Raw genomic sequence first — 23,281 nt, 5'->3', positions numbered from 1 at the left:
CCCGGTCGCGGACCGGGCGGGCGAAATGGAGTCATGGTGAGCGACGTGCGGACCGGTGCGGTGCACGAGATCGACGGCGGATCGGCCTCCAGAGCCACCGCGCGCGACTGGTTCGGGTTGGTGGTGCTCGCGTTTGCCGTCCTTCTCATCGCGGTCGATGGAACCGTGCTCGATCTCGCCCTGCCGTTCATCAGCGCCGATCTGGCACCGTCGAGCAATCAGCTGCTGTGGATCATCGACGTGTACTCGTTCGTACTGGCCGGCTTGCTCATCACGATGGGCACGCTCGGTGACCGGATCGGTCGGCGTCGCCTACTGCTGATCGGAGCAGCGGGCTTCGGAATCGCCTCTCTCGTTGCGGCTGTCTCGACCAGCCCGGAGATGCTCATCGCGGCGCGAGTTCTGCAGGGTATCTCCGGCGCGACCTTGATGCCCGCCACTCTCGGCTTGATTCGCACGATCTTCCTCGATCCGCGCCAACGGGTGACCGCTATCGGCGTCTGGGGCGCGATGGCGGGCGGCGGCGCGGCCGCCGGTCCGCTCGTGGGCGGGTGGTTGCTCGAGCACTTCTGGTGGGGCTCGGTGTTTCTCATCAACATTCCCGTCATGATCGCGCTGATCGCGCTGGGGCCGTTGGTCATTCCCGAGTCCAAGGATCCGAACCCGGGCCGTTTCGACCTACCCAGCTCGGCGTTGTCGATGCTCGCTATCGTTCCGATCGTGTTCGCGGTCAAGGAGATCGCAGCGCACGGCCTTCACCCGGCCTACGTGGTCTCCGCCGTCGTCGGCGTGATCGCCGGTGTGGTGTTCGTGCGGCGACAGCGGATTCTGGACGCCCCGATGATCGACATCCGGCTGTTCGCCAACCGTGCCTTCTCGACGGGTGTGGCGACGAACTTCCTGTCCGTGTTCGCACTCGCCGGCGTGCTGTTCTTCGGTTCGCAGTACCTGCAGCTCGTCCTGGGCAACAGCCCGCTCGAAGCCGGACTGCTGTTGCTGCCGGGCACGGCCGCCAGCATCGTGACCTCATTGCTCGCTGCGGTTCTGGTTCGGTACTTCACCGCAGGCACGGTCCTCGGCGCAGGCATGATCGCAGCTGCTGCGGGCGCGGGCATCCTGGTCGGTCTCGGTACCGACACCAGCCCGGCGTTGTTCATCGCCGGATTCGTCCTGGTGGGTGCAGGCGTCGGCTTCGCGCTCACTCTGACGTCCGACCTGGTGGTCAGCGCCGTCGAACCCGAGCGAGCCGGGGCTGCGTCCGCGGTGTCGGAAACCGCGTACGAGCTGGGCATCGCGCTGGGAGTGGCGATCCTCGGCACGGTCGTCATGGCCATCTTCCGACGCGGGATCGACACCTCGCAGCTCACACCCGAGCTCGGTGCCAGAGCAGCCGAAACGCTCGGCGGCGCAGACGCGGTGGCCCGTGAACTACCGGACTCGGTGGCGACGGTCCTCCTGGACTCCGCGCATGCCGCGTTCGTCTCGGGCATGCACGTTGCGGCCGTCGCCACCGCGGTGGTCCTTGCGGTCACCGCCGTGTTCGTGCTGGTGAACCTACGGGTTCGTCAGGATTCGAGCACCGCGAAGGAGTGACCGGGAACCGTGGTGGCAGACCCGGTGTCGTTCGAGGTCGTCGGCTCCCACTCGAGCAGTGTGGAGCCGCCGACCGGTACCGTCACCGCGGACTCGGACAGATTGCACACCACGCTGACGCGGCCGCGGCGAATCGCGATCCACTGGGCGTCCTCGTCGTACTCGACCTTCACGTGATCGAGCCACGGGTCGGTCAGTTCGGTCCGCTCGCGGCGCAGGGCCAGTAGGTCTCGATAGACAGCCAACAGTCGGGCATGGTCGCCGTCGCCCAGTTCCGACCAATTCAATTTCGATCGTGTGAACGTCTCGGGATCCTGTGGGTCGGGGATGTCGCTCTTGTCCCACCCGTGTTCGGCGAACTCGGCTTTGCGTCCTTCCGCCGTGGCCTTGCCGAGCTCGGGTTCGGGGTGCGAGGTGAAGAACTGGAACGGAGTCGACGCTCCCCATTCCTCGCCCATGAACAGCATCGGAGTGTAGGGCGAGGCGAGTACCAGAGCTGCCTTGATCGCGAGCTGTCCGGGGGAGAGGTAGAAGCCGGGGCGATCTCCGATCGCACGGTTGCCGACCTGATCATGGGTGGTCGTGTAGGCCACCAGAGAGCTGGCGGGAATGCGGCGGGTGTCCAGTGGTCGCCCGTGGATTCGGCCGCGGAAGCTGGAGTACGTTCCGGCATGAAAGAAGCCCTGCCGCACCGTGTTCGCCAGGCCCTGCAACGACCCGAAGTCGCCGTAGTAGCCCTGCCGTTCGCCGGAGACCGCAGCATGGATCGCGTGGTGAATGTCGTCGTCCCACTGTGCGTCGAGTCCGTAGCCGCCACCCGACCGTGCCGTGATCAGCGATGGATCGTTGAGGTCGCTCTCGGCGATCAGGGTCAGTGGACGGCCGAGATGCGCTGACAGGGCGCGCGTTTCGATCGAGAGCTGCTCGAGGAGATGCACAGCGGTGTGGTCGACGATGGCGTGCACCGCGTCGAGACGCAACGCGTCGATGTGGAACTCGGAGAACCAGCGCAACGCGTTGTCCAGGGCGTAGCGCCGCACCTCGCCCGAGTCTGCATCGGCATAGTTGATCGCCTGGCCCCAGCTGTTGGCCCCTTCGGTCATGTAGGGACCGAAGCGTTCCAGATAGTTGCCGGACGGGCCGAGATGGTTGTAGACGACGTCGAGAACCACACCGATCCCGTGGCCGTGGCATGCATCGACCAAGCGCTGCAACCCTTCCGGGCCACCGTAGGCCTCGTGCACGGTGTACCAGAGGACGCCGTCGTAGCCCCAGTTGTGCACGCCGTTGAATCCGTTGACCGGCATGATCTCGACGAAAGACACGCCGAGGTCGACGAGGTGATCGAGCTTGTCGATCGCCGCGTCGAACGTTCCCTCGCGAGTGAAGGTGCCGATGTGGAGTTCGTAGATCGACGATCCGGGGAGTTGACGACCGGTCCATGCGGAATCGGTCCACAACGACGGATCGACCTCGAACACCTGGGACATTTCGTGCACACCGTCGGGTTGCCGAGGCGAGCGTGGATCCGGCAGCGCCTTCTCGGCGTCGTCGAGGAGGAATCCGTAGCGACTGTCCGCGGCGGCGGCCACCTCTGCTCGCCACCAGCCGTCCGAGGATTGCTCCATGTCGTGGACCGAGTCGTCCAGTTGCAGCCGTACTCGTTCCGGGGTCGGTGCCCATACTGCGAATTCACGGGTCGTGGCCGAAGATGTCGTGGCCGAAGATGTCGTGGTCGAGGATGTCATCGTGCTGACTCTCCTTCGTTGTCGCGCACCAGAAGTGCAACCGGCAGGGAGGCGAACAGCTCGGCGACCGCAACGGTCCCGCTGTGTTCGACGTCGGTGATGCGGTCGCGCCACCGACCGTCGGGCAGCGTCACGGTCGTCTCGCCCCACCCTGTCTCGGCCACACCGAGGGACAGCCTCGTGGCCAGCGCAACCACATCGGAGTTGCCGGGCAACGGACCTCGGGCAAATCCGACGACATGCGCGGCCGCGGTCCCGTCCGCGACGATCGGCGTGTAACTACCGCCGACGAAGCTCGCAGGCCGTTCGCGTCGTACCGTCAGCGCGGAACGAACCACGGCCAGCTTCGCAGCACCGGTATCGACCGACGGCGCGGATCCGTTCAGTCCGGCCAGAACGGACCGGCGTACCGAGTAGTCGACGGGTCTGCGGTTGTCGGGGTCGACGAGCGAGTCCTCCCACAGCTCGGTGCCCTGATACACATCCGGGATTCCGGGACCGACGAGTGTGAGCAACTTCTGCCCGAGTGCATCGGAGTGTCCATGGGGCGAGAGCTTTTCGACGAGCATAGTCATCGAACGTGCCACCGGACCGTCGAGAATTGCGTCGAGCCAGTTGTGAACGGCAGTCTCGAACTCCTCGTCCGGATCGGTCCACGTGGTACGGAGAGCGGCCTCGCGAATGGCCTTCTCGGCGTAGGCGTGTAGCCGTTCCCGCAGGGTCGAGGTGATCACCCCGTCGACCGGCCAGACACCGAAGACGTTCTGCCACAAGAACATCCCCGTGGTGCCGTCGGGGCTCGGGGCCAGCTCCTCCCAATCGGCGATCGACCGGGCCCACAGCTCCGGCGTCTGCGAGAGCACGCCGATACGCGCCCGCACGTCCTCACCGCGTTTGGTGTCGTGTGTGGACAGTGTCGTCATCGCGGCGGGCCAGCGCTTCGCGCGGTCGGCGTTCTTCAGATGGAAGTACGCTGGGCTGCAACCGAACCGAGCGGGATCGCCGCCCACCTCCTGCAGCGAGATCAACCGGTTGGCGCGGTAGAACAGGCAGTCCTCGACGCCCTTGGCCGTGACGGCACCGCACACCTGATCGAAACGCACGGGGGATTCGGTACCGGCGATCAGGGCGGTTGTCAGAGCGTCGAGACCGCCGGCCAGTTCCGGCTGCTCTTCACCGATGGCGGCGACGACACCCGGAAGCACACCGGCCAGCGGCGCGTAGTCGGTGCGGTACACCGGAACTGCGGCAACAACGGCAACGATGGCGTCGATCACCGATTCGAGCTCGATGGAGGTACCCGATTCACGAACCACGGCGCGGGCGAGGCGTCGCACCTCGGGGGACAGGTCGCCGCGCGCGACAGCGGTCTTGAGATCGAGTTCTGTCTCGTGCAACGTCTCGTCGTCGTAGGCGATGCCGGAGCGCACCTGGGACAGTGCGGTCAGTGCCGGTGCCCCTTCCGCGTCGACGAATATCCCGCCCACGGCCGCCAACGCGTCGTACCCTGTCGTGCCGTCGACGGGCAGCGACTCGTCCAACGGTTCGCCGTCGGCCAAGATCTTCTCGATCACCAGCCAGCGGTCGGGACCGAGCAGCCCGCGTAGTTCGGTCAGATATCCGGCAGGATCGGCCAAGCCGTCGGGGTGGTCGACGCGTAACCCGTCGATCAGCCCGTCCTCGATCCAGCTCGCCACCTGGCGATGTGAGTCGGTGAAGACGTCGAGGTCTTCCTGCCGGACACCGGCCAGGCCGTTCACCGAGAAGAAGCGGCGGTAACCGATCAACCCGGCGGACCAACTGACGAGGCGGTAGGCCTGACGGTCGTGCACGGCCTGGGCGTCGTCGCCGTCGGTACCGTCGGCGATGGGGAAGCGGTGCTCGTAGAACGCCAGCAGAGGCTCGTCCTCGGAGCGGTCGACGGTGAGCTCGGCGACATCGCTCGCGCTGCCGAGCACGGGGATGGCGATCTTGCCGTCCACTCCGTTGTCGGCTGCGAAGTCGATGTCGAAGTAGGTGGCGAACTCCGAGTCACGACCGCGCCGCAGAACGTCCCACCACCACGCGTTCTGTCGTGGATCCTCCACCCCGACGTGGTTGGGAACGATGTCGACGATGATCCCCATGCCCACCTCGGCAGCCCGAGAGTGCAAGCGAGTCAATGCATCTCGCCCGCCGAGGGCGGCGGAGACGGTCGAGGTGTCGGTGACGTCGTACCCGTGCGTCGAACCGTCGGTCGCGGTCAGTATCGGCGAGAGATAGAGATGGCTCACTCCGAGGTCGTGCAGGTAGTCGACCACGTCCGAGGCGTCGGCCAGGGTGAAGGCATCGCCCCGCAGTTGTAACCGGTATGTGCTGGTGGGCAGCGGCATGAGTCAGGCAGTCTTTCGTAGAACGAGTAGGGATCGAGCGGTGACCTCCACCGGTGTACCCGCTTCGATCGATTTCTCACCCGCTCCCGTGCGCGCTGCCGTATCGAGGGCGACCGTCCATTCCTTGGCGTAGTTTCCGTCCGGAGTGACGAATTCGATCGTCTCGTGATGTGCGTTGAAGCACAACAGGAACGAGTCGTCGACCACCCGCTCCCCGCGCTGATTCGGCTCGGGAATGCCCTCACCGTTGAGGAACACGGTGAGCGATTTGCCGAAACCGCTGTCCCAGTCCTCGGGAGTCATCTCCTCGCCTGCGGGGGTGAGCCAGGCGATGTCACGTGCCTGTTCGCCCGATCGGATGGGCCTGCCCTCGAAGAATCGGCGACGGCGAAACACCGGGTGCTCGTTGCGCAGCGCAATTGCGTTGCGGGTGAACTCGATCAGGTCGGCGTTGGTCTCGGCCAGGGACCAATCCATCCACGCCAGTTCCGAATCCTGGCAGTAGACGTTGTTGTTGCCCTGCTGAGTTCGGCCGAGTTCGTCGCCGTGCGCGATCATCGGCGTGCCTTGGCTGAGCAGCAGCGTGGCCATGATGTTGCGAATCTGGCGGGCCCGCAGATCGAGGATCTCGGGATCGTCGGTCGGACCCTCGACGCCGCAGTTCCACGACCGGTTGTGGCTCTCGCCGTCGTTGTTGTCCTCGCCGTTGGCCTCGTTGTGCTTGTCGTTGTACGAGACCAGGTCGTTGAGGGTGAAGCCGTCGTGCGCGATGACGAAGTTGATGCTGGCACCGGGGCGACGGCCCGTCGCCTCGTAGAGATCCGACGATCCGGTCAGGCGCGACGCGAACTCGCCCAGCGTCGCGGGCTCACCGCGCCAGTAGTCGCGAACGGTGTCACGGTACTTGCCGTTCCACTCGGTCCACAGACCGGGGAAGTTGCCCACCTGGTATCCGCCCTCGCCGACATCCCACGGCTCGGCGATCAGCTTGACCTGGCTGACGACCGGGTCCTGTTGCACCAGATCGAAGAACGCGCTCAGCCGATCCACGTCGTGCAGTTCACGGGCCAGGGTGGATGCGAGGTCGAACCTGAATCCGTCGACGTGCATCTCGGTGACCCAGTAGCGCAGCGAGTCCATGATGAGCTGCAGCGTGTGCGGGTGTCGAGCATTGAGACTGTTGCCCGTCCCGGTGTAGTCCATATAGTGCTCGAGATCGCCGTCGACCAGTCGGTAGTAGGCCGCGTTGTCGATGCCGCGGAAGCTGATGGTGGGGCCCATGTGGTTTCCCTCGGCGGTGTGGTTGTAGACCACGTCGAGGATCACCTCGATGCCGGCGGCGTGGAACGAACGGACCATCGCCTTGAATTCGGTCACCGCGGCACCGGGCGACTGATGCGAGGAATACTCTGCATGAGGCGCGAGGAATCCGAAGGTGTTGTAGCCCCAGTAGTTTCGCAGTCCCTTGTCCAGGAGTACCTGGTCCTGCATGAACTGGTGCACCGGCATCAGTTCGATCGCGGTGACGCCCAGGTGCTGCAGATGCTCGATGATCACCGGATGTGCCAGACCGGCATAGGTGCCGCGCTCGGCCTCGGGGATGTCCGGATGGGTGATCGTCATGCCCTTGACGTGGGCCTCGTAGATCACCGTTTCGTGATACGGCCTCTTCGGTGCGCGGTCGGCCTGCCAGTCGAAGAAGGGGTTGATCACCACGGTGGTCATCGTGTGTCCCAGCGAATCGTGCTGAGGGAAATCGTTGTTCGGCTCGTCGTCGTGGGCGATCGGGGACTCGTCCACGATTTCGCCGTCCGGATCGGCGAGGTCGGTCGCGTCCTCGAACCGGACCTCGGCGTCGAGTGGATCCGCGGCTGCGGAGTCCGGGGACTCCACGGGCTCGGGTTCGGCGGCCGGGATGTCGATGTTGTAGGAGAAGAGCGATCGGTCTCCGTCGAACGACCCCTCGAATGCTTTTCCGTAAGGATCGACCAGCAACTTGCTGGGATCACAACGATGTCCGGCAGCCGGATCCCACGGCCCGTGGACGCGGTAGCCGTAGCGTTGTCCCGGCACCACCGTGGGCAGGTACGCGTGCCACACGTAGCCGTCGGACTCCTCGAAACGAATACGAGTTTCGGTACCGTCCTCGGCGATCAGGCACAGGTCCACGGCCTCGGCGACCTCGGAGAACAAGGCGAAATTGGTTCCTGCTCCGTCGTAGGTCGCTCCCAGTGGATAAGGGGATCCCGGCCATACGGCGATGGCGGGCGTGTCGTCGGAGGCGTCGTGCAGCATGGATCAACCCTACTGTGACCGGTGGGACCAGGCTTACCGAGCGCGAGCCGTTCCGCTCACGGTCCGGCCCACCAGCCGGTCGCAGATCCGAGCTGCCGGCCGAGCTCGGTGGTCAGGGTTCGCACGTAGGTGGCGGTCAGATGATGCTCGTCGCGATAGATCAGTACGTTCCCCTGCTCGACGCGACAGACGGTGTCGTCGCACACCGCGTCCGAGAGGTCGAGGGCGGAGAATCCGCTCAGCTGGAACGAGGACGCCAGAGCGGGGTTGACCGAGTCGAGCGCCTCGTCTCGCGGGATGCCGCACGAGGTGGCCGAGCCGCCGTCGGCCAGGCAGTCGATGGCTCGATACGCGAGCCACGGGGTGTCCCTGATGCCGAGGACGCCGACACCGTCAGCGATCAACTGCTGCCAGACCGAGACGTACCAGGGCGGGGTGAAGTCGCCGGGGAAGTCGTCGCGGGGTCGGGTGGCCGTGGTGAACACGTATTCCGGTTGCATCGATGCGACGTCGTCGAGCACGGTCCGGGTCCAGTCCAGACAATCCGGGTACTCGTTCTGCCCGAGCATCGGCATCGTGTCCAGGCTGAGCGGGCACCCCATCTTCACGAACGTGACCACCTTGAAGCCGTGCCGCCGCCCCAGAGTGTCGAGAGCGGTCACCCAGTGCTCGGCGTGTGAGCTCCCCGCCAGCACGATCGTTCGGGCCGCATCGACGTCGCCGTAGGTACAGGACAGCGCGTCGCGAGTCTCGAAATCCGCGATACAGCCCTCGAGGGTGGTGACGGGAAGATCCTCGGGAGCGGAGTACAGGGGAGGCGTCATCTCGGCCGGTTCGACGCGAATGCCGTCGGTCAGTTCCAGCGCCCCCGGGTGCGTGGCTTCGTCGACCGATTCGTCGGCCTGCACGGCCGAGATCGATCGTTCGATGTAGGCGTTCCAGCCGACCGAACCGGCTGTCACCGCAACGGCAGCAACGAGGGCGACGGCCGTGACTGCGATGCGGCCGGGAGTGAATGTGGTGGCCTGCGTGGGACGCTCCACGAAGCGGACGGTGAGCCACGCGAGTGCGACCGATGCACCGACGATGCCGAGTCCGCCGGGTATGTCCGCGTGGGTCCTGCCGGTGGCCGACAGGTAGAAGATCAACAGCGGCCAGTGCCATAGGTACAACGGAAACGCGATCGAGCCGACCCAGGCGAAGAACCGGTTGGACAACGTCGCGGCGACCACGGTGTTCGAGCCTGCGATGATCAGCGCCACAGTGGCCAGTACCGGAATCAGCGCCAGGGGACCGGGGAACGCGGTCACGCCGTCCACCACGAATCCACAGACGACGATGACGAACATCGCACCGGCGGCGAGCGCGCCCCGGGCGGTCGATCCCAGCCGACTCACGCGGGCATCGGCCCCGGTGTTTCTGCCGGCGAATGCCGCGAACGTGGCCGCGACCGCCGCACCGAGCATGATCTCCCAGAGTCGCGCGCCCGTGTCGTAGTAGTTCCACGCCTGATGGCGTCGAGCACCGTCCGCTGCATACACGAATGACAACACCGCGATGACGGCGAAGATCACGGCGAAGGTCTGTGGTCGCAGACTTCGCGGTCCCTCCGGTCGCATCGTGCGCAGAATCCACGCCAGACCGAACACGACGGCAATCGCGAGCAAATAGAACTGGAATTGCACCGCGACGGACCACAGGTGCTGGACCGGACTCACCGAGGGGTCGGCCGCCAGGTAGTCGTTGGCCGTCGTCGCCAACTGCCAGTTCACGAAGAAGAAGACGCCGGAGACGAGTTGGTCGCCCACGTCGGCCCAGCGGGTCCTCGGTAGCAGGAACACAGACGCGGCCGCTACCGCCAACAGGGTGAGCGCCAGAGGCGGTCCGAGTCTGCGGAGTACGCGAACGATGCGGGTGATCGGGTTCAGGCTCGCACCGGCCTCGGCCGATCGAAGCAACGACGCAGTGAAGAAGAAGCCGGACAGCGTGAGGAAGACATCGACTCCGCCCGACACCCGACCCATCCAGATGTGGAACACGACCACCAGAGCGATGGCGACACCACGCAGGCCGTTCAGATCCTGGCGCTGTGGCGGTCGCGGCACGACGGGAGCCGACACCGAACTCGGGGCCGCGGAATCGGTTGCCGATTCGTGATCGGTGCCGCTCGGGTGTACCTGCATGAAAGGGGAATGGCTCCGGCTGTCGATCGACCACTGGTCGGGCGGTCACGGTCGGTGGTGTTCGTCTCGGAAGCTGCTCGGCAGACGCCGAGGTTCGTCGCAAACAAGAAGACGTTCTGAGCAAACAATACGTGTACGCGCGGTGACGCACTCCTCGGAGTCCGTACTGCGGTGCCGGTCCCAGCTCGTCGCCGGTTTCTCACAGCGTGGTCTCACCGGTCCCGCAGCAGTTCGGGTTCACATCCCACCGTCGGCCGGAACCGAGGACAACGCGGCGACCAGGGCCACGGGATCGTCCACGTACACGCCGATGGACGTCGCGGTGCCCTCGACCCGCCACCGACGTAGGGGTGCGGGTACGACGACTGTGGTGCGGGTCGACAACGTGATGTCGACGTTCGTGCCGTCCTGGTTCGGTAACACGGCTCGGTCGTCGCGGACAGTGGGAGCCACCACGCCGAACCGGCGATGGAGTCGGGCCGAGACGATCGTCGATCTCTCCACCGTGGTGACGACCTCGCCGGAGGTGCGCAGGACGAGTGCTTCGGGTGTGAGGACATGGGGGTGCACCCGGCCGACGGCTGTGGCCGACGCCAGCAGAACGATCGATACGACCGAGAGCGCACCGAGCACGATATCGAGCCACAGCCACGGCACGAGGAGATGCACGACGACGATCTCGACGACAGAGGCCACACCGAACATCAACGGCATCGAACCCGTTCCGCGCACCGCGGTGAACTCGGCAGAGTCGGCCGCGATCGGTGCGTGGCGGCCGCGTGCCCACAACAGTAGTGCGTGCCATCTGCCGACCTGGGCACCCCGATCCGGGGTCACTGTGAGGTTCCTGCCGGATGCGCACCGTCGAGCAGACGAGCTGTGGTGCGGAGGACGACGGCGCGTTGGGCCGCGTCGGGAACGATGTCCTCGATGTCGAGCAGCCCGGTCGAGTCGCTCCCGAGCGCAGCGGACTCGGGCGCCTGAGCGAAGGACTCGACATCGAGTACGGACACCAACTCGTCGGCCAACGCGTCGATGTCGTCCTCGGATTCGGCGACGCTTCGGCCCTCGAGGGCACCGAAGCGTCGTAGCAACACCAGGTATCTCCGACGTAGGTCGTGATCGCCGAGCGCGGCGGACATCGTCTCGAAGAATGCCGCCGGGACGCGGCCCGAAATTGCCATCACTTCGAGTAGATCGCGTTCGCGGATCAGCGCGGGCCGGTCCCGTTCGTCCGCTGCATCGAGCAAGGACCCGAACGTTGCGGCAACATCTCGTGGGAGCGCGGTCAGAGGACGCCGTTCGACAGCGTCGTCGAGCAACGCCGACAAGCGACTGTGCTTGTGTGCCAATGCCGTCTGCTCGGTCTCGATGCCGGCCAGCAAGGCTCGCAGGTCCGCGACCACGTCGGGCTCGTCCGTCGCTTTTCCGTCGAGCACTGCCGCTATCGCGCCCAGCGGCATTCCGCACTCGGCCAACCATCGGATTCGCATCAGCCGAACGACGTCGTCGATCGTGTACTCGCGGTAGCCGTTGGACAGCCGCCGAGGCTCGGAGAGCAAGCCGAGTCGGTGGTAGTGGCGCACCGTCCGCGGGGTCGTTCCGGCGGCATCGGCGAGGGATCCGATTCTCATGCGTCCAGTGTGAACGTTGACGTAGCGTCAAGGTCAAGACCGATCGCTGGATACTGTTCGGGCCCCCACGACGGCGTATCGTCGGTGTGTCGTGTGAATCGATGTGGCTCGCACCGTTCGAGGAAGTGAACCGGACAATCATGGTCGACGCCGATGGCTGGTATCGGGAGATGTTCGAGGCCAGCACGGTGGGAATGGCACTCGCCGACGAACACGGGCTGCTGTTACTCGCGAACGAGGCGTATGCGGCCATCGTGGGGTGCCCCAGGGACCTACTGTGGGGCCGATCCTCCCGTGAATTCACCCACCCCGACGACCTGGGCCAACACGCGGCGATGGAACAGATGATGGACGACGCCGAGGCCCGTGGTGAATCCGTACACGTCGAGAAGCGATACCTGCATCCCGACGGCACAGTGCGGTGGGGTTGGGTGTCGGCCAGTGAGGTCCCCGGCCCGGACGGCCGACGATGGACCATGGCGGTGGTCCACGACGTCACCGACCGGCGGCGGTTGGAGGACGACCTACGGGAGGCTGCGCTGACCGATCCCTTGACCGGGCTGCTCAATCGGCGTGGATGGCGAGATCGGTTGTCTCAGTTGACGACTCCGCGCGGAGTCGAGGTGTCGCTGGCGATGGCGATGATCGATTTCGATCGCTTCAAGTCGTTCAACGACAAGTACGGACACGGCCGCGGCGATCGCCTGTTGGTCCAGTTCTCCACTGCCGCAATGCAATTGCTTGCAGGGCGAGCGTATGTCGCCAGGTGGGGCGGGGAGGAATTCGCCATCGCGATGCCCGATACCGGGTCGACGACGATGGCAACCGTGCTGACCGAACTCGCAGCCGTCGTCCCGGACGAGCAGACATTTTCCGCCGGTTACACGACATTGCGTCCGGGGGAATCGCTCTACGACTGTTTCGACCGAGCAGACCTGTTGCTGTACAAAGCGAAGAGAGACGGAGGGGCGCGATCACTCGGCGACCGTTCCAGCACCCCGTCGCAATGACGGCCCTCAGGATGCCAATCGGCCGAATCCGACTACACCCGAGTCGGATTCGTAATTCAGAGTGTGAATCCTGATCTTGCCGGCTTCGTTCCCGCCCACGGTGACGGCCTCGCTGCCGTCGACAGCCACGATGACGTTGGTGTGTTGGCCGACCCAACTGGAGTTGTCGTACAACACCACATCACCCACCGACGGCGTGTAGTTGCCGACGGTCTCGAACCGTCCCTGTTGCTGGTAGTACTCCTGCAGCGTGTAGACGCCGGGAATGCGCCACGAACCCGAGTTGGGATTCGACAACGGCAGGCCCGCTTCCTTCATGATCCAGCTGACGAAGTCGGCGCACCAGGCCTCGTCCACGCCCTCTGCATAGAAGGTTCCCGGACGCTGCTTCTCGTGCTCGACTCGCAGCAGGTCCACCACACGTGCCTGGTCGACGGTCAACTCGGCGCTGTTCACCTCGGGGAACGATTCGGTGTCCCACGGTAGATAGCGACTGGGGGCGAGCCACAGAACACCGACGGCCACCACCACGACCACAGCGGTGACCGCTGCGGTCCACAGGGGCCAGCGTCGCCGCGTGCGGGTATCGGTGTCGATGCTCATGCCCACACGGTAGCGCGTGAGCGAACACCGGTTGGCACAATAGCTGTGTGACCCATTTGCACGAGCAGACGGTCGACGCCGTTCCACAACCCATCGTGGACGCCGCACGAGCGGCGTCGCGCATCGTCGTTCTGACCGGGGCCGGCATGTCGGCCGAATCCGGAATTGCAACGTTTCGCGACGCCCGGACTGGTCTGTGGCAGGACTTCGATCCGAAGGACCTCGCCAGTCCCGAGGGCTGGCTCGCCGACAGCGACCTCGTGTGGGGTTGGTACCGGTGGCGTGCAGCATTGGTTCGTCGTTCCGAACCCAACGCCGGTCACCGCGCCGTCGCGCAATGGCAGCAGCAAGCGCAGGTGGACATCGCCACGCAGAACGTCGACGATCTGCACGAACGAGCCGGATCCACAGTGCTCGCACACGTACACGGAAGTCTCTTCGAGCCGTACTGCGAGTGTGGAGTGCGCGCGGAACTCGACGACACCGACATTCTGGACGACGGCATTCTGATCGACGCAGATCAGCGTGTTCCGCCGCCGGACTGTCCCCGGTGCGGCGGACTCATCCGTCCTGGGGCCGTGTGGTTCGGCGAATCGCTGCCCGAACAGGCGTGGGAAGCAGCCGAGAATTCTGTGCGCGCTGCAGATCTGGTGCTCGTGGTCGGTACGTCGGGCGTGGTGTACCCGTTCGCCGGACTGCCCGCCGTCGCACGCAGTGCGGGCGCAACCGTGGTCGAGATCAACCCGGTCGAGACCGAGGTATCCGACATGGCCGACCACCGATGGCGCACAACGGCCGCGGTGGGTCTGCCACTGCTGGTCGCACAATTGTGAACGGACGGGCGGCACGCGAACTACCCTGATCACACCATCGACTTCGAGGAGGCCGAGATGGCGGAGTACTGGTTGCTCGTGTGCGCCCTCGCGTGTTCGTCCGTCGGTGCGTGGTGGGCAACCTCGGATCCGACATCCCGACGCGTTCGCCGAATCGAATTTCTCGCCTGGATCCTCGGCATCGTCGGCGCGGTCACCCTGGCCGATCAGCTGGGGGTGTCCAGGCCGTGGTCCACTCCTGCACTCGTAGTCGGAATCATGGTTCTGGTCCTCGGCCTCCCCGCCCTCGTGGCCACTGTGATCAGGAATCGGAAACCGCTCGGGATTCCAGCGCAGAGGTAGCTGCGGCAGACCTGCCCTAGGGACGCAGCCTGCGCAGCAGCAGGAGTGACACGCCGCCGAGAAGCCCGGCAACCACCAACGACAACGCCGACTCGATCGCCTGGAACCGCCAGAACGATCTGTCCTCGTGATAGCGCGTCTCGTAGGCCTCGGCACCCTGATCCCGAATGCACTGGATCTCGATGTTGCGACGTTCCACGCTCTGGCGGTCGGAGTACTCCTCGTACTCGGCGACAGTCTCGAATTCGCTCAGATCCCTGTAGTTCTGGGTCCAATTGCAGTCCATCAAGTCGACGGACACCGGGCTGCCGTTGCTGTCGACGTAGTCCGCAGAGAATTCCCATCGCGGGAACAAGCTGATCGAGTCGCCTGGCCTGTAGTCCGGAGTACCGCCGTACATGTCGTCGACCTTCTGTTCCACCGATACTCGTTCGACCTGTGGAGTCGCATAGTGCTCGCGTAACTGCGTCGGCAGCAGCGCCAGGAATGCAGTCGACACGATGACCGTCGTGATCATCGCAGCGATCGTGTTCCGCATCGCGAGTGCGCATGCCGAACCGACCATCAATCCGACGGCCGTGTACGCGCCTGCGACGAATCCCGTGGCCCCGAACACGGGAAAGTCCAACCGCGATCCGCTCGACCCCGCGAACGACATCGCGAAGGAATCGGGTGCAGTGTTGTACTTGGCTGCGAACAACACGCAACCGAGCACCGTCATCGCCCCGACGATCGGTGCGAACACGACGAGAATGCGCACGCTGTACCACCGTCGTCGGCTCACGGATTGAGTCAGACCGAGTACATGGGTGCGACGTTCGAGATCGCGGGAGAAGACGGTCACCCCGACGAATGCCCCCAGGACGACGGGCAAGACGATCGCCGAAAGTATTGCTATCGTCTGCATGTTTCCGACGGCACAGTCGGACGAATCGAAGGATCGGCAACTCTGCAGATACGGTGACGGAATCACACCACCGCCGATCACCGTGACGGCAATGGTGATCGCAGCCAACAGAAGTGGCGTCAACACCCCGAACAGGATGGTCGCGCGAAATTGTCTCCAAGTCACCCAGATCATCAGGTGGTCTCCGTTCCGAGGTGGGCGAGTACGACGTCGTCGAGGGTGGCGTTCTCGACTGTCCACCCCGGTGGTGTCGTTGTCGGTTGTTTGCCCTGTACGACGAATGTTGTTGCCCCGGAACCGAACACCTCGGACACGATGGTGCCGTCCTCGACCGTCGGGTCGGCGTCGGAGCTGCCGGCGAGAAGGTAGTGGTCGGCGGTGATGGCGTCGAGGTCCCCGTCGAGTCGCATTCGCCCACCGCGTAGCAGCAACAGCCGGTCGGCGACGTCGACGAGCTCGGACAGCACGTGTGAGGACAGCACGATCGTCGTACCGTTCTCGGCTGCATCGCGCATCAGGGTGCGTGCCACCGCCCTGCGAGCGACCGGATCGAGATCGGCAAGCGGCTCGTCGAGCAGCAGTACTTCGGGTCGACGCCCGAGTGCCAGTGCGAGGGCAATCCGCGTGCGGTGGCCGGGGGAGAGGGACTTGACCCGAGCGGAGGTGGCGATTCCGGCGGCGTCGACGATTTCCTTCGCGTACGCATCGTCCCAGTGCGAGTTCGTGTTTCGGCCGAATCGCAGCAGTTCGGCGACGGTGAAGTGTGGGTAGAGGGGCTTGTGCTGCGCCAGATAGGACAGGCCGGGCGAGATTCCGCGTTGGGTAACGCCCTCACCCAGAACCCGAATGGTTCCGCTGTCCGGTGTCAGCAGGCCGACGGCCAGCGACAGCAGCGTCGACTTTCCGGCACCGTTGGAGCCGACCAACGCTGTGACGCTTCCTCTTTCGACTGCGAACGAGCATCCGTCGAGGACGGTCTTCCTGCGAAACGATTTGGCCACCTCGTCCATGGTGAGCACCGCGTCGGTCATGTTTCGTCTCTTTCGGTTCGGTCGAATTGCTTGTCGAGTGCGGCGGTGACGATGGCTTCGAGGTCAGGTCTGTCCAGTCCTGCGGCCGTGCAGTGTCGGATCCAGCGGTCGAGTTCCGTTTCGAGCGCCGATCGTTCGGCCATGCCAGGTTTTGCGAGCGAGGCGACGACGAACGTCCCGGAACCGGTCCGAGGTTGAACCAGCCCGTCGCGTTCGAGTTCTCGGTACGCCTTGAGGACTGTGTTGGGATTGATGGCCAGCGCCGTGACCACCTCTTTTGCTGTCGGCAGTCGGTCACCGACGGCGAGTGTTCCCAGTCGTAGGGCCTGTTTGGTCTGCAGTATCAGTTGGACATAGGTGGGAATGCCGGACTGACGATCGATACGGTAGGCGATCACCAGAAGCCTTTCACTAGTTGATTAGTGGAAGACGTTAATACGTACCCCTCGGTTTGTCCATGCTCTGTTCGGATCTCGATATTCGGAGTGGCGATCACCGCGTTGGCCGTGACGGCTGGGGGATGCGCCGCCATCTCCGACCCGCAGCAGACCCGAGACTTCTTCGCCCGGGGCCAGTCCTACTACCGCTCGCGCAGAATCGCAGTGGCTGTGCCGCTCGACATCGCAGTGACAACGCCGCTCGACGCGGGGTAGTGGGCAATCGGCACTCGGTACTGTGGGAAAGAAGATCACGTATTTTCTCGAGTAGGGATGACAGATGGCTGTGGGCTCCGACCGATTCTGGCGTGTACTCGGCCGCTCCGCGCAGAAGGCACAGAGTGCGTCGCGTCGGCGGGTCGAGCAGGCCGGAAACCATGTGAGCTGGGCATCGGCCCTGTCGGACGCCGAATTGGCCACCGAGGCCGCTGCGTTGCGGGCCCCGAGCGCGTCGAAACTCGACGTACCGCGGTACCTGGCATTGACGCGTGAGGCGAGCGACCGCACGCTCGGCATGCGACCGTTCGACGTACAACTTTTCGGAGCCGAGCGACTTCTCGCCGGTGACGTGGTGGAAATGGCGACCGGCGAAGGAAAGACGTTGTCCGGGGCCGTGGCGGCGGTGGGATACGTTCTGTCCGGTCGCAGGGTTCACGTCATCTCGGTCAACGACTTTCTCGCACAACGTGATGCGCGGTGGATGGCCCCACTGTTCGAGGCTCTGGGTATCACCGTCGGTTCCATCGCCGAGTCGTCCTCCGCGCAGGAACGTCGTGACGCCTATGCGTGCGATATCACCTACGCGTCGGTCAACGAGGTCGGATTCGATGTTCTCCGTGACCATTTGGTCGACGACCGTACCGATCTGGTGTCGCCCGTCCCTGATGTCGCGCTGATCGACGAGGCCGACTCGGTGTTGGTCGACGAAGCGTTGGTGCCGTTGGTGTTGGCGGGCTCGGTATCGGGTGATGTGTCGACCTCGACGGTGATGGACGCAGTCCGCCTGTTGGACAAGGGGATCGACTTCGATACCGATGCCGAGGGACGCAACGTGTTCCTCACCGACGAGGGCGCGCTTCGGCTCGAGAAGGAACTCGGCGGAATCGATCTCTACTCCGAACAGCACGTCGGATCGACCCTCGTTGCGGTCAACGTCGCGCTGCACGCCCAGGTGCTGGTGCAACGCGATGTCGACTACATCGTGCGTGACGGACGTGTTCAGCTGATCAACGCCTCCCGCGGCCGAGTGGCGGACCTGCAGCGTTGGCCGGACGGGTTACAGGCGGCCGTGGAGATCAAGGAGGGGCTCGAGCCCACCGAGACCGGTGAAATTCTCGACACGATCACGGTGCAGGCGCTGATCAACCGGTATGCCACCGTATGTGGAATGACCGGCACGGCAATGGCGGCGGGGGAGCAGCTGCGTACGTTCTACGGGCTCGGCGTCTCGGTCATCGAGCCGAACGTGCCGACGGTGCGGGTCGACGAGGTCGACCGGGTGTACGACACGGTCGAGCACAAGAATGCCGCAATTGCGCAGCAGGTCAAGGAAATTCACGAGACCGGGCAACCGATACTCGTCGGAACCCACGATGTTGCGGAGTCGGAGACGCTGGCGACGATCCTCGCGGAATCCGGTGTGGACGCCGTCGTACTCAACGCCAAGAACGACGCCGAGGAGGCCGCGGTCATCGCTGCCGCCGGAGTGCACGGCGCGGTCACCGTCTCGACGCAGATCGCCGGGCGCGGAACCGACATCAAGCTCGGGGGACCGGAGGGGACCGACCGCGCCCGCATCGCCGAGTTGGGTGGGCTGTTCGTCGTCGGTACCGGCCGCCACACCACCGAGCGGCTCGACAATCAATTGCGAGGACGTGCGGGCAGGCAGGGCGACCCGGGCCGTTCGGTGTTCTTCGGCAGTTGGGAGGACGACGTCGTCAAGAACAACATCGGTGACAAGGACGCGCCGAAAGGCGTCGACGACAGCGGCCTGTTCACCTCTGCCGCCGCAGCCGATCGAGTCGATCATGCCCAGCGCATCGCCGAAGGACAGATGCTCGAAATACACTCGCGTACCTGGCGCTACAACCAACTGACGGCGCAGCATCGGGAGATTCTGGACCGTCGTAGGGCAGCGTTGCTGGACACCGGAGAGGCGTTGGCTCTGCTTGAGGAGCAGTCGCCGACGCGATCGAAGGAACTTCGCGAGAACGTGTCGGAGGAGACCCTCGTGGTGGTCGCCCGCCGAATCGTTCTTCACCACCTCGACCGCGCGTGGTCGGACTACCTAGCGCACCTGGCCGACGTGCGCGAGAGCATCCACCTCCGTGCGCTGGGTCGCGAGAATCCACTCGACGAGTACCACCGAATTGCGGTCGAGGCCTTCAAGACTGTCTCCGCCAAGGCCATGGATCTGTCCCACGCGACATTCGAGTCGGCCGAGATCACCTCCGACGGAATCGATCTCGACAATGCCGGTATGCGCCGACCGACGTCGACGTGGACGTACATGGTGCACGACAACCCGTTTGCCTCCCGCGGAAATGCCGGTGCGGCCGGGCTGGGGCCGATCTTCGGTGGCTGACGCGCGCCGGGCACTGCTCGCTCTCGCCTGTGGCGTGAGCGTGTTGGCCTCGGGCTGCACCGATTCGTACGGGGAATTCCCGGCAGACAAGAATTACACCTCCGTCGATGCCGACGGTTCCTACACGCCGGTCTCGGGTACGACGATCCGGCTCGAGTTCGCCGACGACCGCATCTCGGCCGAAGCCGGATGCAACAGGTTGTTCGGCACCGTCGACACTTCGCTGGGGACGCTCACCGTCGATTCCCTGGGTACCACGCGGATGGGGTGCCCGGCCGAGCTCATGGAGCAGGATCGGTGGCTGTCGGAGTTTCTGTCCTCGAAGCCGAAATGGTCCAGAGAAGACGACACGATGACTCTGGACAACGGACGCGACCGAATCGTGTTCACCGAATCCTGACGGAGCGTGGTTCGGACGCGGCGTGGCGCACGCCGTCCAGAAAGAGCCGGAGACCGAAGTCGAATTTGCTGGTGGGATCGGGGCGCTCGAACATCGGGGACGCGTCGGCGGTCAGCGCCCCGGCCGAGTCCATCTGGAGCCGAGCCTGTTCGTCCACGGTATGGCCGAGCACGTAGTACAGCAACGTATCGGCGGTCAGTTCGGCGTCGACTCTGGGCAACCCGGCACGAATGCAGACCGCGGCGATGCGTTCACGGATGCGGTTGGTGGTGAGCCGCGAGGCGTAGGTCGAGGCGACCAGTTCGGCTCCGTCGCGCCGGGAGAGCAGCGCGTCGCGAAGTCGATGTGCGATCTGCGAGATCTGCGCGTCCCACAGTTCTTCCGTCGACGGTGCGTCGGCACCGGACAGTATGTGATCTGCGATCGCTCCCAGCAGCGTCTGCTTGTTGGGGAAGTGCCAGTACAGCGCTCCGGGTTGGACGTGCAGTGAGGTCGCCAGGCGGCGCATGGTCAGATCCGCGAGGCCGTACTCGTCGAGAATGGCTATTGCACCGTCCAGGACGTCCTGCCTGCGTAGCTGCACTTCCTACCCCTGCCGTTCGACGCGGTGTTTCGCTTTGACAGTAGCCGAGTGCGGTGCCTAACGTGAACGCCGTTCAACTTGAACGGTGTTCAATTCCGAGACCGTTCGACGACGAGGGGACCGGTATGGACATATTGCGTACGGCGCGCCGGCAGGTGCTCGACAACGGCATTGCGCTCGATCGATCCCAGGTGCTCGAGGTACTCGAGCTCGGAGAGGATCGTCTCGAAGAGACGATGCAACTGGCGCACGAGGTTCGGATGCGATGGTGCGGACCGGAAGTGGAGGTCGAGGGGATCGTCAGCCTCAAGACCGGAGGCTGCCCCGAGGACTGCCACTTCTGCTCGCAGTCGGGCCTGTTCGCCTCTCCGGTGCGGGCAGCCTGGCTCGATATTCCGTCGTTGGTCGAGGCGGCGAAACAGACCGCGAAGACCGGGGCCACGGAGTTCTGCATCGTGGCCGCAGTGCGGGGTCCGGACGCTCGACTGCTCGCGCAGGTCGCCGCGGGAATCGAAGCCATTCGCGGCGAGGTCGACATCGACATCGCTTGTTCGCTGGGCATGCTGGACCAGGATCAGGTCGACCAACTCGCGGCAATGGGTGTGCACCGCTACAACCACAACCTCGAGACCTCGCGGTCCTACTTCCCGAACGTGGTGACCACCCATACCTGGGAGGAACGCTGGAACACACTGCGGATGGTCCGCGAGGCCGGCATGGAGGTCTGTTGCGGAGGCATCCTCGGTATGGGCGAGACGCTGGAGCAGCGAGCCGAGTTCGCAGCCGATCTCGGCGCTCTCGAACCCGACGAGGTTCCCCTGAATTTCTTGAACCCACGTCCCGGAACGCCGTTCGGAGATCTGGACGTGCTGCCTGCATCGGATGCGTTGCGAGCCGTTGCCGCCTTCCGGCTGGCCCTGCCGCGGACGATTCTTCGATTCGCGGGCGGCCGCGAGATCACTCTCGGTGATCTCGGAGCTCAGCAGGGAATTCTGGGCGGCATCAACGCGATCATCGTCGGAAACTACTTGACGACGCTCGGTCGTCCCGCCGAGGAGGATCTCGATCTTCTCGGGGAACTGCAGATGCCGATCAAAGCGTTGAACTCGACGATCTGATGCGCGTATTAAGGTGGGTCGAATGACGAGCGAGAGCCGGTACGACCCGCACACCGGTCGGTCTGTCGAGGTCGGTACGGATGCGGGGGCACCGTCGTTCTCGGTTGCCGTCGGTCTCGGGCTGGAGCCGCCGAGGTACTGCGACCGGTGCGGTCGCAGGATGGTGGTGCAGATCGTGCCCGACGGATGGACGTCGGTGTGCTCGCGGCACGGCCTGATCGATTCCGCCGCGACGGGTAGGCGTTAGGTGACGACCTCGTCTGCCGTCGAGACTCCGGAGCGGCGTCGAACGCTTCGCTTTGTGGCTCTGGTCGGCGGTGTGACGATCGCGCTGTCCGCCGTCGGCGGTCTGCTGTGGGGATTCCTGGCACCGAGCCAGCAGTTGCTCGTCGTCGCGCAGGACAGAGGAGCAACACTGACCGGGGAGAGTCTGCATCGATTCGACGCTCTTGCCCTGTTCGTCCTCGTCTCGTTCGCTCTCGGCATTCTCGTGCCGATCGGGTGGTGGCTGTGGATTTCCCAGCGGGGTCCACGGCTGTTCGTGGCCGTGTTCGTCGGGTCGTTCGTCGGCTCGATCGCAGCAGTGCTGGTGGGCAACGGCGTTGCGGCGCTGCGATTCCCGAGGGCGGACGAGCCGGCCGTCGGATCGATCGTCCGGGTTGCACCGAGTATCGACACGCCGACGGCACTGATCGTGCAGGCGCTGACGGCGTCGTTGGTGATACTGCTGCTCGCGGCGATGAATCCCAACGACGATCTGCAGCACCCCGATTCCGATCCCGAGCTCGACGAGATCGAATTCGACGTCGCTCCGCCGCCGCCGTCGTTCGACTCGCGGGTGCCCGACTGACGGCGGATCTCGTTCATCCCTGTGGTGGCCGCAATGCCGCGAACTCGTCGGTGACGCGAATGCTGTTGTCGGCGAACCGGAACAATGCTGGAGGCCGTCCACCCGCTCGACCCGACGGTGCACGCCGTCCGGTGGGTTCGATGACGCCGCGGCGGCTCAGTACCCGTTGCAGATTGGTGGCGTCGACCTGATAGCCGAGGGCTGCGCCGTAGATTTCGCGAAGCGTCGAAATCGCGAATTCTGCAGGAGCGAGGGCGAATCCGATGTTGGTGTACGACAGTTTGGCGACCAGTCGATGCCGTGCGTGCTCGACGACCGTTCCGTGATCGAACGACATGGCGGGCAGCTCCGACACCGGGTACCAGGTCGTATCCGCGGGCAGGGTCGGCTCGGCCGCGATCGGTACGAGGCCCAGAAACGTCGACGCGATTCGGCGATCTCCCGGCACCCTGTCCGGCTCGCTGAAGATGGACAGCTGCTCGAGGTGTGCCACCTTGCGTACGTCGACCTTCTCGGCGAGCTGTCTCCGCGCGGACGTGGCCAGGTTCTCGTCGTCGCGCAGGGTGCCCCCGGGGAGTGACCAGGTGCCCGCCTCGGGGTCGAGTGCACGCTGCCACAACAGGACCGCCAGTTCAGGGGTGTCGGGGTCGGAAAAGACCCGAACTTGGAACACCGCAATGAGTACTTCGTGGACGGTGCTACGATGAATCATGTTTTCGATCATAAGTCGAAAACTCCCTCGGAGGAAATTCGGTCAC

At 64.8% G+C, this 23,281-nt stretch carries 22 protein-coding genes; 10 read left to right on the top strand and 12 right to left on the bottom strand.

The window, feature by feature from the left end:
• Positions 1 to 36: 36 nt before the first annotated feature.
• Positions 37 to 1,593, top strand: a complete 1,557-nt coding sequence (locus K414_RS0118655) for an MFS transporter (protein ID WP_179274401.1) — start codon at positions 37 to 39, stop codon at positions 1,591 to 1,593.
• Here K414_RS0118655 and treZ read toward each other — a convergent pair.
• The 6 genes from treZ to K414_RS0118620 all read right to left on the bottom strand — a co-directional run bounded on the left by treZ (position 1,566) and on the right by K414_RS0118620 (position 11,825).
• Positions 1,566 to 3,341: a malto-oligosyltrehalose trehalohydrolase gene (gene treZ / locus K414_RS0118650; protein WP_081701624.1), complete on the bottom strand. Its 1,776-nt coding sequence runs from the start codon at positions 3,339 to 3,341 to the stop codon at positions 1,566 to 1,568. The genes K414_RS0118655 and treZ overlap by 28 nt on opposite strands.
• A complete protein-coding gene (gene treY, locus K414_RS0118645; RefSeq protein WP_027497320.1) occupies positions 3,338 to 5,713 on the bottom strand; it encodes a malto-oligosyltrehalose synthase in 2,376 nt (791 codons plus the stop codon). Before treY ends, treZ begins: the two co-directional genes overlap by 4 nt.
• Before the next feature lie 3 nt (positions 5,714 to 5,716).
• A complete protein-coding gene (gene glgX, locus K414_RS0118640) occupies positions 5,717 to 8,008 on the bottom strand; it encodes a glycogen debranching protein GlgX (RefSeq protein ID WP_027497319.1) in 2,292 nt (763 codons plus the stop codon).
• Between the two features lie 56 nt (positions 8,009 to 8,064).
• Positions 8,065 to 10,191, bottom strand: a complete 2,127-nt coding sequence (locus tag K414_RS0118635; RefSeq protein WP_027497318.1) for an acyltransferase family protein — start codon at positions 10,189 to 10,191, stop codon at positions 8,065 to 8,067.
• Positions 10,192 to 10,428: 237 nt separating this feature from the next.
• A complete protein-coding gene (locus K414_RS27345) occupies positions 10,429 to 11,028 on the bottom strand; it encodes a hypothetical protein (protein ID WP_051365160.1) in 600 nt (199 codons plus the stop codon).
• Positions 11,025 to 11,825, bottom strand: coding sequence for a MerR family transcriptional regulator (locus tag K414_RS0118620; RefSeq protein WP_027497317.1), 801 nt, complete (start codon positions 11,823 to 11,825; stop codon positions 11,025 to 11,027). Before K414_RS0118620 ends, K414_RS27345 begins: the two co-directional genes overlap by 4 nt.
• Positions 11,826 to 11,950: 125 nt before the next feature.
• Between K414_RS0118620 and K414_RS0118615 the strand changes: the two genes are divergently transcribed.
• Positions 11,951 to 12,835 carry a GGDEF domain-containing protein gene (locus tag K414_RS0118615; RefSeq protein WP_161631811.1) on the top strand — a complete coding sequence of 295 codons (885 nt, stop codon included), beginning with the start codon at positions 11,951 to 11,953 and terminating at the stop codon, positions 12,833 to 12,835.
• Positions 12,836 to 12,841: 6 nt separating this feature from the next.
• On the opposite strand, the gene K414_RS0118610 is transcribed toward K414_RS0118615, so the two are convergent.
• Positions 12,842 to 13,438, bottom strand: a complete 597-nt coding sequence (locus K414_RS0118610; protein WP_027497315.1) for a CHAP domain-containing protein — start codon at positions 13,436 to 13,438, stop codon at positions 12,842 to 12,844.
• A gap of 47 nt (positions 13,439 to 13,485) precedes the next feature.
• Here K414_RS0118610 and K414_RS0118605 point away from each other — a divergent pair, with 47 nt between their 5' ends.
• Together K414_RS0118605 and K414_RS0118600 are read left to right on the top strand one after the other, a co-directional pair.
• On the top strand, positions 13,486 to 14,271 hold the full coding sequence (locus K414_RS0118605; RefSeq protein WP_272913801.1) for an NAD-dependent deacylase: 786 nt from the start codon (positions 13,486 to 13,488) through the stop codon (positions 14,269 to 14,271).
• Between the two features lie 57 nt (positions 14,272 to 14,328).
• Positions 14,329 to 14,613: a hypothetical protein gene (locus K414_RS0118600; RefSeq protein WP_027497313.1), complete on the top strand. Its 285-nt coding sequence runs from the start codon at positions 14,329 to 14,331 to the stop codon at positions 14,611 to 14,613.
• A gap of 16 nt (positions 14,614 to 14,629) precedes the next feature.
• Here the strand turns inward: K414_RS0118600 and K414_RS27340 are convergent, their stop codons facing one another.
• From K414_RS27340 to K414_RS0118585, 3 genes are read right to left on the bottom strand one after another with little or no spacing between them, the layout of a single operon-like run.
• Positions 14,630 to 15,694, bottom strand: coding sequence for an ABC transporter permease (locus K414_RS27340; RefSeq protein ID WP_051365159.1), 1,065 nt, complete (start codon positions 15,692 to 15,694; stop codon positions 14,630 to 14,632).
• Entirely contained in the window at positions 15,694 to 16,551 is an 858-nt protein-coding gene (locus tag K414_RS0118590; RefSeq protein ID WP_027497312.1) for an ABC transporter ATP-binding protein, read from the bottom strand. Before K414_RS0118590 ends, K414_RS27340 begins: the two co-directional genes overlap by 1 nt.
• Complete coding sequence (locus tag K414_RS0118585) at positions 16,548 to 16,949, bottom strand: GntR family transcriptional regulator (protein WP_027497311.1); 402 nt, start codon at positions 16,947 to 16,949, stop codon at positions 16,548 to 16,550. The genes K414_RS0118590 and K414_RS0118585 overlap by 4 nt, the downstream gene beginning before the upstream one ends.
• Before the next feature lie 87 nt (positions 16,950 to 17,036).
• Between K414_RS0118585 and K414_RS29180 the strand changes: the two genes are divergently transcribed.
• From K414_RS29180 to K414_RS28280, 3 genes are all read left to right on the top strand, one after another.
• On the top strand, positions 17,037 to 17,204 hold the full coding sequence (locus tag K414_RS29180; RefSeq protein ID WP_155288449.1) for a hypothetical protein: 168 nt from the start codon (positions 17,037 to 17,039) through the stop codon (positions 17,202 to 17,204).
• Positions 17,205 to 17,268: 64 nt separating this feature from the next.
• Positions 17,269 to 19,572, top strand: a complete 2,304-nt coding sequence (gene secA2 / locus K414_RS0118575) for an accessory Sec system translocase SecA2 (RefSeq protein ID WP_027497310.1) — start codon at positions 17,269 to 17,271, stop codon at positions 19,570 to 19,572.
• Complete coding sequence (locus K414_RS28280) at positions 19,565 to 19,972, top strand: META domain-containing protein (RefSeq protein ID WP_051365158.1); 408 nt, start codon at positions 19,565 to 19,567, stop codon at positions 19,970 to 19,972. The genes secA2 and K414_RS28280 overlap by 8 nt, the downstream gene beginning before the upstream one ends.
• Here the strand turns inward: K414_RS28280 and K414_RS0118565 are convergent.
• On the bottom strand, positions 19,959 to 20,555 hold the full coding sequence (locus K414_RS0118565; protein ID WP_027497309.1) for a TetR/AcrR family transcriptional regulator C-terminal domain-containing protein: 597 nt from the start codon (positions 20,553 to 20,555) through the stop codon (positions 19,959 to 19,961). The genes K414_RS28280 and K414_RS0118565 overlap by 14 nt on opposite strands.
• Before the next feature lie 125 nt (positions 20,556 to 20,680).
• Between K414_RS0118565 and bioB the strand changes: the two genes are divergently transcribed.
• Genes bioB through K414_RS0118550 form a run of 3 tightly spaced genes read left to right on the top strand, consistent with a single transcriptional unit; the run spans position 20,681 to position 22,523 of the window.
• On the top strand, positions 20,681 to 21,673 hold the full coding sequence (gene bioB / locus K414_RS0118560; RefSeq protein WP_027497308.1) for a biotin synthase BioB: 993 nt from the start codon (positions 20,681 to 20,683) through the stop codon (positions 21,671 to 21,673).
• Positions 21,674 to 21,695: 22 nt separating this feature from the next.
• A complete protein-coding gene (locus K414_RS0118555; protein ID WP_027497307.1) occupies positions 21,696 to 21,920 on the top strand; it encodes a hypothetical protein in 225 nt (74 codons plus the stop codon).
• Complete coding sequence (locus tag K414_RS0118550; protein ID WP_027497306.1) at positions 21,921 to 22,523, top strand: DUF2567 domain-containing protein; 603 nt, start codon at positions 21,921 to 21,923, stop codon at positions 22,521 to 22,523. It abuts the gene before it with no gap.
• Positions 22,524 to 22,536: 13 nt separating this feature from the next.
• On the opposite strand, the gene K414_RS0118545 is transcribed toward K414_RS0118550, so the two are convergent.
• Positions 22,537 to 23,235 carry an NUDIX domain-containing protein gene (locus K414_RS0118545; protein ID WP_027497305.1) on the bottom strand — a complete coding sequence of 233 codons (699 nt, stop codon included), beginning with the start codon at positions 23,233 to 23,235 and terminating at the stop codon, positions 22,537 to 22,539.
• Positions 23,236 to 23,281 lie beyond the last annotated feature (46 nt).

Origin of the sequence: Rhodococcus sp. JG-3, from assembly GCF_000482405.1 — a bacterium.
GTDB lineage: Bacteria > Actinomycetota > Actinomycetes > Mycobacteriales > Mycobacteriaceae > Rhodococcoides > Rhodococcoides fascians.
This window is presented reverse-complemented; position numbering and strand designations above follow the sequence as displayed.